Below are 12,194 nucleotides of genomic sequence, written 5' to 3'. Positions count from 1 at the left end.
GGACGGTGCGGCCCGGGCCTCACGGGCGGCGCAGCAGCGCCAGGAACATCGCGTCGGTGCCGTGCCGGTGCGGCCAGAGCTGCACGGTGGGTCCCTCGCCCAGGTCGTCGACGCCCGGCAGCAGCGCGCGGGCGTCGAGCAGCTCCGCCTTCGCCCGCCGGGCCACCCCGGTGACGACGCCGACGGTCTCCGACAGGTGCGGCGAGCAGGTGACGTAGGCGACCACTCCCCCGGGCCGGACGTGGCGCAGCGCGGCGGTGAGCAGCTCGCGCTGCAGCTTCGCCAGGCCCGGGACGTCCTCGGGGGTGCGCCGCCAGCGCGCCTCGGGGCGCCGGCGCAGTGCGCCCAGGCCGGTGCACGGGGCGTCGACGAGCACGCGGTCGTAGCCCGCGTCGGGCAGCGGGGCCGCCCGGCCGTCGGCGTGGTGGACGGTCACCGGCAGCCCGTCGACGGCCCGGCGCACCAGCTCGGCGCGGTGCTCGCCGGACTCGACGGCGTCGACGGCGACGCCGTCCATCTGTGCGATCCCGCCGAGCAGCACCGCCTTGCCGCCGGGGCCCGCGCACAGGTCGAGCCAGCGGCCGGTGTCGTCGCCCGTGGTGGCGGCGCGGGTCAGCGCGAGGGCCACGAGCTGGCTGCCCTCGTCCTGCACGACGGCCAGGCCCTCGGCGACCGCGTCGAGGTCGCCGATCGCGCCGGAGCCGGCGTCGAGGTGCACCGCGTAGGGCGAGTAGGGGCCCTCGGTGCCCCCAGTGGCCAGCGCCAGCTCCTCGGCGGTGATCTCCCCGGGCCGCGCGAGCAGGTGCACCACGGGCCGGGCGTCGTCGGCGGCGAGTGCGGCGTCGAGCTCGTCGAGGTCACCCAGCGCGTCGGCGAAGGCCTGGGCGATCCACCGCGGGTGGGCGTGGGCGAACGCGGCGTGCCCGAGCGGGTCCTCCCCGGCGTCGGGTGCGAGCCGGGCCACCCAGGCGGCCTCGTCGTACTCGCCGACGCGGCGCAGCACCGCGTTGACGAACCCGGCCGGGCGCGAGCCGGAGTCGGCGCGCACCAGCTCGACGGTGGCGTGCACGGCGGCGTGGGCCGGGACCCGCATGCGCAGAAGCTGGTAGGCCCCCAGCCGCAGGGCGTCGAGCAGCGGGGCCTCCACCTTCGCCAGCGGGCGGTCGGTGCAGTGCGCGATCACGGCGTCGAGCAGGCCCTGGGCGCGCAGCGTGCCGTAACCCAGCTCGGTGGCCAGCGCGGCGTCGCGCTCGTGCAGCCGGTGGCGGCGCAGGATCGCGGGCAGCGCGAGGTTGGCGTAGGAGTCGCGCACGCGCACCGCGGTGAGCAGCTCCAGCGCGGCCCGGCGCGGAAGGTCGGGCTCGGGCGGGCGCGCGGGGCCCTGGCGCCCGCGCGGCGGCCCGGACCCGCGACGGACCCCCGGCCTGCGGTCGCCGGTCGATCGGTTCCGGGCGGTCATGTCAGCAGCTCCCCCGCCTCGATGCGGACCCCGCGCGCCCAGTCGGCCGCGGGCATCGCGCGCTTGCCCACCGGGCGCACCTCGCCCAGCTCCAGCACCCCGCCCGCGGTGCCGACGAGCACCCGGCGCTTCTCCGGCGCCAGCTCCCCCGGCTTCAGCGGCCCGCCGTCGACGGGCCGGGCCGGGCCGAGGCCGAGCCGCTCGCCGCGGAAGGTGGTCCACGCGCCCGGGTCGGGGGTGACCGAGCGGATCGTGCGGTCGACGACGTCGGCGGTGTGCGTCCAGTCGACGCGCGCGTCGTCGGTGCGCACCTTCGGCGCGTGCGTGACGCCGTCGGCCGGCTGGGCGCGCGGCACCAGTGAGCCGTCGGCGATGCCGTCCATGGTGGCCAGCAGGAGGTCGGCACCCGACCCGGCCAGGCGCCCCAGCAGGTCACCCGCGGTGTCGGTCGGCCGGACCACCTCGGTGACGACGCCGAACACCGGCCCGGTGTCCAGGCCCTCCTCGATCAGGAACGTGCTGGCGCCGGTGATGTCGTCGCCGTGCCGGATCGCGGCCTGCACCGGCGCGGCGCCCCGCCACGAGGGCAGCAGCGAGAAGTGCAGGTTGACCCAGCCGTGCCGGGGGATCTCCAGCGCCGCCCGCGGCACCAGCGCGCCGTAGGCGACGACCGGGCAGCAGTCCGGCTCCAGGGCGGCCAGGGCGTCGAGGAAGTCCGGCTCCGACGGGCGCGCGGGCGTCAGCACGGGGACGCCGGCCTCGTCGGCGACGGCGCCCACGGCCGAGCGGGCGAGCCGGCGGCCCCGGCCGGCGGGCGCGTCGGGGCGGGTGACGACGGCGAGCACCTCGTGCCGCGGCGAGGCCAGCAGCGCGCGCAGGGCGGGCACCGCGGGCTCGGGGGTGCCCGCGAAGACGAGCCTCACGGGCCGCCCACCGGCCGCACCGGCGGCGTCACCGGACCTTCCCGAACAGCGGGTGCGGGCTCTCCCGGATCACCGGCGCGGGCTCGCCGAACCACTCCGCCGCCCGGATCTCGGCCATCGCGATCTTGCGGGTCGCCGGGTCGAGCCGGTCGACGAACAGCACGCCGTCGAGATGGTCGGTCTCGTGCTGGATGCAGCGGGCCAGCAGCTCGCTGCCCTCCACCACCACCGGCTCGCCGTGCTGGTCGAACCCGCGGGCGACGACGTGCAGGTGGCGGCGGCACTCCCAGGCCAGGCCGGGGATCGACAGGCAGCCCTCGGGGCCGACCTGCTCCTCGTCGCCGACGACCTCGAACGTCGGGTTCACCAGGTGCCCGGAGAAGGTGTCGCAGTCGTAGGTGAACACGCGCAGGCCCACCCCGAGCTGCGGCGCGGCCAGCCCGGCTCCGCCCTCGTCGTGCATGGTGTCGGTGAGGTCGGCGACCAGCTTGCGCAGCTCCGCGTCGAACGTGGTGACGGGCTCGGCGGGCGTGCGCAGCACGGGGTCACCGAAGAGGCGGACGGGCTGGACGGGCACGGATCTCCTACGACGGCGGTTCGGGGGGCGGACACCGATTCTGCCACCTCACTCGACGGCGACCGGATCCAGCCGCACCCGCACCGGATCGGGCGCCTTGCGGGCGGTGCGCGCGGCCTGGGCGGCGTGCAGGGCCGCGGCCAGCTCCCGCCCGCGGGCCCGCGGCACCCGCAGCAGGGCCCGCTCGCGCTCGACGCCGTCGGCCGCCACCGGCTCGATCTCCACCGGCCCCAGGACCTCCGCCTCGACGGCCGCGCACACCTGGTCGACCACCTCGGCGACGGCCGCGGGCACGCCCTCCACCGCCGCCATCCGCACCGCGGGCGGGAACCCCACCTCGGCGCGGGCGGCGAGCTCGGCGGCGGCGTGGTGCGCCGGGTCCCAGCGGACCAGGGCCTGCACCACCGGCAGGGCGGCCTCGGCGGTGCTGACGGCGCGGCCGCCCGCGGTGTGCGGGACGACCAGCGCGGCGGCGGCCAGCCAGCGGCGCAGTGTCTCCTCGGCCACCCGCAGGTCGGGCCGGGCCAGCATCGCCCAGCCGTCGAGCAGCAGGGCGGCGCCGTAGCCGCCGTCGGCGGGCGGCTCGGCGCCGGGAGTGGCGACGACCAGCGACGGCCCGGCGGGCACCGCGGCGAGCACGGGGGCCCCGCCGCCGGAGGCGCGCACCGCGACGCCGGGGAACGCCCTCCCCAGCTCCTCGGCGGTGCGACCGGCACCGACGACGCCGGCGCGCAGCCGCCGCGAGCCGCACGCCGGGCAGCGGAACGCCGGGTCCGGGCGGCCGCACCAGCGGCAGTGCGGCAGCGCGGGCGAGCCCGGGTCGGCGCCGGGCCGCAGCCCGAGGGGACCGGCGCAGTGCCGGCACCGGGCGGTCTCGCGGCACTGCCCGCACGACAGCCACGGCACGTAGCCCGAGCGCGGCACCTGCACCAGCACCGGCCGCCCGGCGGCCAGCGCGGCGCGGGCGGCCTCGAACGCGACGTGCGGCAGGCGCGCGGCGCGGGCGTCGGGGTCGCGGGCGAGCAGCGTGCCGTCGCCCTCGCCGAGCGCCTCGATCCGCGGCATGGCCGCGCGCACCTCCGCGCGGTCGGCCACCACCTCCCGGGCCCAGCCCGACTCCACGAGCAGCTGCGCCTCGGCCGTGCGCGCGAACCCGCCGACCAGCAGCGCCGCGCCCGCCGCGTGCGCGCGGCCCACCAGGACGTCGCGGACGTGCGGGTAGGGCGCGCGGGGCTCGGCGTGCAGGTCGTCGCCGTCGTCCCAGACGGCCAGCAGGCCCGGCCGGACGATCGGTGCGAACGCCGCCGCCCGGGTGCCGACGACCACCCGCACCTGCCCGCGGCGCACGGCGAGCCAGCGGCGGTAGCGCTCGGCCGGGCCGGCCTCGGCGGTGAGCGCGACGACCGCCCCCGCCCCGACCCGCTGCTCCAGCGCGGCGGCCACCGCGTCGACGTCGCGCTGGTCGGGCACCACGATCAGCGCCCCGCGCCCGGCCGCCGCGGTGGCCACCGCCGCCTCGGCCAGCCGCGCCGGCCACGCCTCCCCCGGCAGCGCCTGCCACACCGCGTGCGCCGCCCGCCCGCCGGCCAGCGCGGCGAGCAGGGCGGCGCCGTGCCGGTAGCGCGACCACCCGGACGGGTCCGGCTCCGGGGCGAGCGGCGCCGGTGCGGGGTCGCGCACCTCCTTCTCCACGCGCGCGTGGCGCGGCGGCACGGCGAGCCGCACGACGTCGGCGAACACCCCGGCGCACCGGTCGGCGACGGCCCGGCACAGCTGCGCCACCTCGTCGCTGAGCGCCGGCTCGGGCGAGACCACCTTCTCCACCCAGGCCAGCCGGTGCTCCGAGCCGTCGACGCGCTCGAGCAGGTAGCCGTCGACCAACCGCCCGGCGAAGCGCACCCGCAGCCGCACCCCGGGCCGCGCGTCGGCGTCGAGGTGGGCGGGCACGCGGTAGTCGAACGTGCGGTCCAGGTGCGCCAGCGCCACGTCGACGGCCACCCGCGCGACGGGCCGCTGCGCCGCGGCGACCCACTCCCCCCGCTGCGGGGTGCTCCGGGCCGTGGTCACCCCGGCATCGTGCAGGACGCCCCCGACGGCGCCGGGCCGGGCCCGCCCGCCCCCACTGGTCCGGATGGCCGCGCGCCGACCGGGTGGATCCGGGACCGGGAAACGCGGACGTGAGACGCGGGCAACATCACCGCCCTACCGTGCCCCTACCACCCGCCCCACCGGTACCGGAGGCACCGTGAGCACCTCACCGACCACCCCCTCCACCAGTTCCGGCGCCGCCGAGGACTACCTCGCGAGGCGCCAGCTGCAGAAGGGCGCCGCCGGGTGGGTCCTGCTCGCCGGGCTGGGGGTGAGCTACGTCATCTCCGGGGACTACTCGGGGTGGAACTTCGGCCTCGGGCAGGGCGGTTCGGCGGCCTGCTGATCGCCGGGATCGTGATCGCCGCGATGTACACCGCGATGGTGCTGGGCATGGCGGAGCTGTCCTCGGCCCTGCCGACGGCGGGCGGCGGCTACACCTTCGCCCGGCGAGCGCTCGGGCCGTGGGGCGGGTTCGCCACCGGCACCGCCATCCTCATCGAGTACGCCATCGCCCCCGCCGCGATCGCCACGTTCATCGGCGCCTACGTCGAGTCGCTGGGCCTGTTCGGGATCACCGACGGCTGGTGGGTCTACCTGGCCGCCTACGTGATCTTCGTCGGGGTGCACCTGATGGGCGTCGGCGAGGCGCTCAAGGTGATGTTCGTGATCACCGCGGTCGCCCTGGTCGGCCTGGTCGTCTTCGCGGTGGCCGCGGTCCCGCTGTTCGACGCGGCCAACCTCACCGACATCCCGCCGACCGACGCCGCGGGCGCCTCGCCGTTCCTGCCCTACGGCTACCTCGGGATCTGGGCCGCGGTGCCGTTCGCGATCTGGTTCTTCCTGGCGATCGAGGGCGTGCCGCTGGGCGCGGAGGAGGCGCGCGACCCGGCCAAGGACGTGCCGCGCGGGATCATCGCCGCGATGGTCGTGCTGCTCGTCACCGGCGCGCTGGTGCTCGTGCTCGCCACCGGGGCGATCGGCGCCTCGGCGCTGTCGGAGTCGGGCAACCCGCTGGTCGAGGCGCTGGGCACCGGCACGATGGCGACCGTCGTCAACTACATCGGGCTGGCCGGGCTGATCGCGAGCTTCTTCTCGATCATCTACGCCTACTCGCGGCAGACCTTCGCGCTCTCGCGCGCCGGATACCTGCCGCGCGTCCTGTCGCTGACCAACGGCCGCAAGGCCCCCGCGCTCGCGCTGATCGTGCCCGGCGTCATCGGCTTCCTGCTCTCGCTCACCGGGCAGGGCGCGGTGCTGCTGAACACGGCGGTGTTCGGCGCGGCGCTGAGCTACGTGCTGATGATGGTCAGCCACATCGTGCTGCGCCGCCGCGAGCCGGACATGCCGCGGCCCTACCGCACGCCCGGCGGCGTCGCGACCACCGGCTTCGCCCTCGTCGTCGCGGTGATCTCGGTGATCGCGACGTTCCTGGTCGACAGCGTCGCGGCGCTGTGCGCGCTCGGGGCGTTCGCGCTGTTCATGGCCTACTTCGCCCTCTACAGCCGCCACCACCTCGTCGCGGCCGCACCCGACGAGGAGTTCGCGGCCCTGGCCGCGGCGGAGGACGAGCTGCGGTGACCGTCCGGCAGATCACCCTCGGCGGGCACAACCACCGCTTCGCCGACCTGGCGAGCCTGCTCGCGGCGGCCACGCCCGAACGCTCCGGTGACGTGCTCGCGGGGGTCGCGGCCCGCTCGGAGCAGGAGCGGGTCGCCGCCCAGGCACTGCTCGCCGACCTGCCGCTCACGACCTTCCTCGACGAGGTCGTCGTCCCCTACGAGGACGACGAGGTGACCCGGCTGATCGTCGACTCCCACGACGCGGCGGCGTTCGCACCGGTCGCGTCGATGACGGTCGGGGAGTTCCGGGACCACCTGCTCGCCCCGTCCACCGACACCACCGCGCTCGCCCGCGGGCTCACCCCGGAGATGGTGGCGGCGGTGTCCAAGCTCATGCGGGTGCAGGACCTGATCTCGGTGGCGCGGCGCACACCGGTCGTCACCGCGTTCCGGACGACGCTGGGCCTGCCCGGCACGATGGCCACCCGCCTGCAGCCCAACCACCCCACCGACGACCCGGTGGGGATCACCGCGACGATCGTCGACGGCCTGCTGCTGGGCAGCGGCGACGCCGTGATCGGCATCAACCCGGCCACCGACAGCCCGCAGCGCACGATCGACCTGCTGCGCCTGGTCGACGACGTGCGGCTGCGCTACGACATCCCGACGCAGAGCTGCGTGCTGGCCCACGTCACGACCTCGCTCGAGATCATGGAACGCGGCGCGCCGGTCGACCTGGTGTTCCAGTCGATCGCCGGCACGCAGGCGGCCAACTCCGGGTTCGGGGTGACGCTGGACCTGCTCCGCGAGGCCCACCAGGCGGCGCTCGGGCTGGGCCGCGGCACCGTCGGCACGCACTGCATGTACTTCGAGACCGGGCAGGGCAGCGCGCTGTCCGCCGACGCGCACCACGGCGTGGACCAGCAGACGCTGGAGGCCCGGGCCTACGCGGTGGCGCGGGAGTTCGACCCGCTGCTCGTCAACACCGTCGTCGGGTTCATCGGGCCGGAGTACCTCTACGACGGCAAGCAGATCACCCGGGCCGGGCTGGAGGACCACTTCTGCGGCAAGCTGCTCGGCGTCCCGATGGGCGTCGACGTCTGCTACACCAACCACGCCGAGGCCGACGCCGACGACACCGACGCCCTGCTCACGCTGCTCGGCGTGGCCGGCTGCTCCTTCGTCATCTGCGTCCCCGGCGGCGACGACGTGATGCTGCACTACCAGTCGCTGTCGTTCCACGACGCGCTCTACGCCCGCCAGGTGCTCGGGCTGGCGCCCGCCCCGGAGTTCGCGGCGTGGCTGGAACGCATGGAGCTGCTCGACGGCGCGGGCCGCATCCGGGAGATCGGCTCCCCGGCCGTCCGCGCGCTGACGGCGGGCCTGGCATGAGCGACCCCCTGGACCCCCTGCGCGCCGCCACCCGCGCCCGGGTCGCCCTGGGCCGGGCCGGTGACGCCCTGCCGACCGCCCGGCTGCTGGAGCTGCGGGCCGCCCACGCCGCCGCCCGCGACGCCGTGCACTCCCCCCTCGACGTCGACGCCCTCGCCGTGGAGCTGGGCGGCGCGCCGCTGCGCGTCACCAGCGCGGCGTCCGGCCGGGCCGAGTACCTGCAACGGCCCGACCTGGGCCGGCGCCTCGCCGAGGGCACCGAGCTGGACCGCGGTGAGCACGACGTCGTGGTCGTGCTGGCCGACGGGCTCTCGCCGCAGGCGGTGCACGCCCACGGCGTGCCGATGCTGCGCGCGCTCACCACCCGTCTCGACGGCTGGCGGATCGCCCCGGTGGTGATCGCCACCCAGGCGCGGGTGGCCCTGGGCGACGAGATCGCCGCCGGGCTCGGCGCGCGCAGCGTGGTGGTGCTGGTGGGCGAGCGGCCGGGCATGAGCTCGACCGACAGCCTGGGGATCTACTTCACCTTCGACGCCCGCCGCGGCCGTCGCGACTCCGAGCGCAACTGCCTGTCCAACATCCGCCCCCCGCACGGGACGGGCTACGAGGCGGCGGCGACCACCTGCGCGATGCTGATGGCCGAGGCGAGACGCCTTGGCCTGTCCGGGGTGGCGCTCAAGGCCGACCCGGCCCTGACCTCCTGAGACGCGCGAACGGCCCGGTCACCCGAGCAGGTCGGGTGACCGGGCCGTTCGGCGGGTGGCGGGTCAGGCCCCGGCGGCGGACCTCAGCGCGTCGGCGCGGTCGGTGCGCTCCCAGGGCAGGTCGACGTCACGGCGGCCGAAGTGGCCGTACGCGGCGGTCTGGGCGTAGATCGGGCGCAGCAGGTCGAGGTCGCGGATGATCGCGGCGGGGCGCAGGTCGAAGACCTCCTCGATGGCCGCGGTGATCTTCGCCGGGTCGACGTGCTCGGTGCCGAAGGTCTCGACGAACAGCCCGACCGGGGCCGCCTTGCCGATCGCGTAGGCGACCTGCACCTCGAGGCGCTCGGCCAGGCCCGCCGCGACGGCGTTCTTCGCCACCCAGCGCATGGCGTAGGCCGCGGAGCGGTCGACCTTCGACGGGTCCTTGCCGGAGAACGCGCCGCCGCCGTGGCGGGCGAAGCCGCCGTAGGTGTCGACGATGATCTTGCGGCCGGTCAGGCCCGCGTCGCCCATCGGGCCGCCGACGACGAACCGGCCGGTCGGGTTGACCAGCAGGCGCACGTCGGAGACGTCGAGGCCGAGGTCGACGAGCTCGGGGCCCACCACGTGCTCGCGGATGTCGGGGGCGAGCATGCCGTCGAGGTCGATGTCGGCGGCGTGCTGGCTGGACAGGACGACGGTGTCGACCCGCACGGCCTTGTCGCCGTCGTACTCGATGGTGACCTGGGTCTTGCCGTCCGGGCGCAGGTAGGGCAGCACGCCGGTCTTGCGGACCTCGGTGAGCCGCCGCGACAGCCGGTGCGCGAGCGCGATCGGCAGCGGCATCAGCTCGTCGGTGTCGGTGTTGGCGTAGCCGAACATCAGGCCCTGGTCGCCCGCGCCCTGCTTCGCGATCTCGTCCTCGGAGAGCTCGACCCGGCTCTCGTAGGCGGTGTCGACGCCCTGCGCGATGTCGGCGCTCTGCGCACCGATCGCCACGTTGACCCCGCAGGACGCCCCGTCGAAGCCCTTGGACGACGAGTCGTAGCCGATCTCCAGGATCTTCTCCCGCACCAGGGTGGGGATGTCGGCGTAGGTGTTGGTCGTGACCTCGCCGGCCACGTGCACCTGCCCCGTGGTCACCATCGTCTCCACCGCGACCCGGCTGCGCGGGTCGTCGGCCAGCAGCGCGTCGAGGATGGTGTCGCTGATGGCGTCGCACATCTTGTCCGGGTGCCCCTCGGTCACCGACTCGCTCGTGAACAACCGTCGACCCACTGCCACCACGCCCTGCTCCGTCCGTTGATCCTGATCCGGGACTTGCCGCTCCGGGGGCCGAGAGTAGTCCAGCCCCGGTCCGTGCCGATGTGACGCCCGACGTCACGGACGGTCATGTCACGTGCGACACGGTCACCACATCCGGTGGTGTCACGCTTGGTAGCGAATCGGTAACGAGGACGCTCGTTGGAGAGGGAGAAGGCACCCGAGCGAGAAGAGGATCCACGATGATGGCACGACCGGGCCGTACGGCCGCTGTGGTCGGCGCGGTGGTCGCGGTCAGCGCGACGACCCTCATGGGAGTCCTGGCCGGCACCGCGTCGGCCGTGGCCCCCGGCCGCTGCACCGAGAACGTCAACGTCCGGGCGGAGCCGAGCACCGCCTCGCGCATCGTCGCGCTCTGTGAGGCGGGCACCGCGGTCGAGACCGGCACCACCCGCAACGGGTTCGTGCAGATCACCGATCTGGGCGGCTGGGCGGCGCAGGAGTACATCTCGGTCGACGGCGCGTCCCCCGCGGCCGGTTCGCCGCGGTCGGGCGCCTCGCCGAGCAGCTCGGCGGACGACTCGTCGCGGGCCACCACCCCCGCGCCCTCGCGCGCGCCGGAGGCCCGCACGCCCGAGTCGCGCTCCGCGCAGCCGCGGTCGACCGGCTCGGCCGAGCCGTCGGCGTCGTCCCGGCCGTCCGCGTCGTCCCGGCCGTCGGCGTCCTCGCAGCCCTCCGCGTCGCAGCCCTCCGCGTCGTCGCAGCCGCGGCCGTCGGACTCCGGGCGCAGCATCGACGACGACGACGCCGCCGACACCTCCGACACCGGCTCGTCGGACGCGGGCCAGGCCGACGACACCGCCGGGGGCGGCTCGCCCGTGGGCGGCCTGCTCGGCTGAACGGCCCCCGCGGCGGCGCGCCGCTCCGGACGGCCCCGATCGTCCGTCGACGCGCGCGCCCCGCGGGTGCGCACGGTGCACCGCGCCTGCCCCACACACCCCGTCGCTCCCCCCGGGTGTCAGGGCAGGCGCGGTGCGACCGCATCCCAGACCCGCGACGCGAGCAGCGCCTTGGACCCGGTCGGCAGCTCGGTCTCGGAACCGTCGGCCCCGAGCAGCCAGCCCGCGTTGTCGGGCGTGCCGAAGGCCCTGCCGTCGCCCACCGCGTTGACGACGAGCAGGTCGCACCCCTTGCGGGCGAGCTTGGCGCGCCCGTGGTGCAGGACGTCGCCGGAGGCGTCACCGGTCTCGGCGGCGAATCCCACGACCACCTGGCCCGGCTCGCGGTGGCGCACCAGCCCGGCGAGGATGTCGGGGTTGGTCGTGAGGTGCACCGGGTCCGGGTCGGCGGACCCCTTCTTGATCTTGTGTTCGGCCAGGGCCACGGGGCGGAAGTCCGCGACGGCCGCGGCCATGACGACGGCGTCGGCGCCCGCCACGGCGGCGAGCACCGCCTCCTGGAGCTCGCGCGCCGAGCCCGCCCGCACGACGTCGACGGCGGCAGGATCGGGCAGGTCCGCGGTGTGCGCGGCCACCAGCGTGACGCGCGCCCCGCGCTGGGCCGCGACCCGCGCCAGCGCGTAGCCCTGCCGCCCCGAGGACCGGTTGCCCAGGTACCGCACCGGGTCGAGCGCCTCGCGGGTGCCGCCGGCGCTGACGACGACGCGCCGCCCCTCCAGGTCGCGCGGCAGGGCGTCGGGCCGTTCCAGCAGCAGCCGGGCCAGCTCGGCGATCTCGGCGGGGTCGGGCAGCCGACCGGGGCCGGTGTCGGCGCCGGTGAGCCGGCCGGACGCCGGCTCCAGCACGACGACGCCGCGGGAGCGCAGCAGCGCGACGTTGGCGCGCGTGGCGGGGTGCTCCCACATCTCGGTGTGCATCGCCGGGGCGAACAGCACCGGGCAGCGGGCGGTGAGCAGGGACGCGGTGAGCAGGTCGTCGGCCCGGCCGTGGGCGGCCCGGGCCATCAGGTCGGCGGTGGCCGGGGCGACGACGACGAGGTCGGCCCGCTGGCCCAGCTTCACGTGCGGCACCGACGGCACGTCGGTGAAGACCCCGGTCGCCACCGGTTGCCCGGACAGCGCCTCGAAGGTGGCGGCGCCGACGAACTCCAGTGCCGACGCGGTGGGGAGCACGCGCACGGCGTGACCGGTCTCAGTGAGCCGGCGCAACAGCTCGGCGCTCTTGTAGGCGGCGATGCCGCCCGCCACCCCCAGGAGCACCGAGGGTGGCGCTGCGTTCACGGACGGCC

Annotated in this window: 11 protein-coding genes; 5 read left to right on the top strand and 6 right to left on the bottom strand. The window is 76.4% G+C overall.

Annotated features, from left to right (window positions below):
- Positions 1–19: 19 nt before the first annotated feature.
- Genes PHY01_RS00785 through PHY01_RS00770 form a run of 4 tightly spaced genes read right to left on the bottom strand, consistent with a single transcriptional unit; the run spans position 20 to position 5,026 of the window.
- Positions 20–1,459 carry an RsmB/NOP family class I SAM-dependent RNA methyltransferase gene (locus PHY01_RS00785; protein WP_141276214.1) on the bottom strand — a complete coding sequence of 480 codons (1,440 nt, stop codon included), beginning with the start codon at positions 1,457–1,459 and terminating at the stop codon, positions 20–22.
- Positions 1,456–2,382 (bottom strand): methionyl-tRNA formyltransferase, encoded by a 927-nt coding sequence (gene fmt, locus PHY01_RS00780; RefSeq protein WP_141276213.1) that lies wholly within the window; start codon positions 2,380–2,382, stop codon positions 1,456–1,458. The genes PHY01_RS00785 and fmt overlap by 4 nt, the downstream gene beginning before the upstream one ends.
- Positions 2,383–2,410: 28 nt before the next feature.
- On the bottom strand, positions 2,411–2,959 hold the full coding sequence (gene def, locus PHY01_RS00775; protein ID WP_141276212.1) for a peptide deformylase: 549 nt from the start codon (positions 2,957–2,959) through the stop codon (positions 2,411–2,413).
- 48 nt (positions 2,960–3,007) lie between these two features.
- Complete coding sequence (locus tag PHY01_RS00770) at positions 3,008–5,026, bottom strand: primosomal protein N' (RefSeq protein ID WP_141276211.1); 2,019 nt, start codon at positions 5,024–5,026, stop codon at positions 3,008–3,010.
- A gap of 178 nt (positions 5,027–5,204) precedes the next feature.
- On the opposite strand from PHY01_RS00770, the gene PHY01_RS28050 reads away from it, so the two are divergent.
- Genes PHY01_RS28050 through eutC form a run of 4 tightly spaced genes read left to right on the top strand, consistent with a single transcriptional unit; the run spans position 5,205 to position 8,705 of the window.
- On the top strand, positions 5,205–5,393 hold the full coding sequence (locus tag PHY01_RS28050) for a hypothetical protein (protein ID WP_307723930.1): 189 nt from the start codon (positions 5,205–5,207) through the stop codon (positions 5,391–5,393).
- Positions 5,351–6,628, top strand: coding sequence for an ethanolamine permease (gene eat / locus PHY01_RS00765; RefSeq protein WP_307723929.1), 1,278 nt, complete (start codon positions 5,351–5,353; stop codon positions 6,626–6,628). The genes PHY01_RS28050 and eat overlap by 43 nt, the downstream gene beginning before the upstream one ends.
- Positions 6,625–8,001, top strand: a complete 1,377-nt coding sequence (locus tag PHY01_RS00760) for an ethanolamine ammonia-lyase subunit EutB (protein WP_141276210.1) — start codon at positions 6,625–6,627, stop codon at positions 7,999–8,001. The genes eat and PHY01_RS00760 overlap by 4 nt, the downstream gene beginning before the upstream one ends.
- A complete protein-coding gene (eutC, locus tag PHY01_RS00755) occupies positions 7,998–8,705 on the top strand; it encodes an ethanolamine ammonia-lyase subunit EutC (RefSeq protein WP_141276209.1) in 708 nt (235 codons plus the stop codon). Before PHY01_RS00760 ends, eutC begins: the two co-directional genes overlap by 4 nt.
- A gap of 63 nt (positions 8,706–8,768) precedes the next feature.
- Here the strand turns inward: eutC and metK are convergent, their stop codons facing one another.
- Positions 8,769–9,968, bottom strand: a complete 1,200-nt coding sequence (metK, locus tag PHY01_RS00750; protein WP_141276301.1) for a methionine adenosyltransferase — start codon at positions 9,966–9,968, stop codon at positions 8,769–8,771.
- Positions 9,969–10,189: 221 nt separating this feature from the next.
- On the opposite strand from metK, the gene PHY01_RS00745 reads away from it, so the two are divergent.
- The gene (locus PHY01_RS00745) at positions 10,190–10,846 is read left to right on the top strand and encodes an SH3 domain-containing protein (RefSeq protein ID WP_141276208.1); all 657 of its coding nucleotides are present in this window, start codon (positions 10,190–10,192) and stop codon (positions 10,844–10,846) included.
- Between the two features lie 119 nt (positions 10,847–10,965).
- Here PHY01_RS00745 and coaBC read toward each other — a convergent pair whose 3' ends face one another.
- Positions 10,966–12,186, bottom strand: coding sequence for a bifunctional phosphopantothenoylcysteine decarboxylase/phosphopantothenate--cysteine ligase CoaBC (gene coaBC, locus PHY01_RS00740; RefSeq protein ID WP_141276207.1), 1,221 nt, complete (start codon positions 12,184–12,186; stop codon positions 10,966–10,968).
- Positions 12,187–12,194 lie beyond the last annotated feature (8 nt).

This window comes from Pseudonocardia hydrocarbonoxydans (genome assembly GCF_006539565.1).
Taxonomy (GTDB): domain Bacteria; phylum Actinomycetota; class Actinomycetes; order Mycobacteriales; family Pseudonocardiaceae; genus Pseudonocardia; species Pseudonocardia hydrocarbonoxydans.
The sequence above is the reverse complement of the archived record's forward strand: the minus strand, read 5'-3'. Positions and strand labels throughout refer to the sequence as shown.

Bases quoted from the DNA above. Each gene is read 5' to 3' on its own strand.
- PHY01_RS00785 (WP_141276214.1), bottom strand. From the start codon at position 1,459: ATGACCGCCCGGAACCGATCGACCGGCGACCGCAGGCCGGGGGTCCGT.
- PHY01_RS00745 (WP_141276208.1), top strand. From the start codon at position 10,190: ATGATGGCACGACCGGGCCGTACGGCCGCTGTGGTCGGCGCGGTGGTC.
- eutC (WP_141276209.1), top strand. From the start codon at position 7,998: ATGAGCGACCCCCTGGACCCCCTGCGCGCCGCCACCCGCGCCCGGGTC.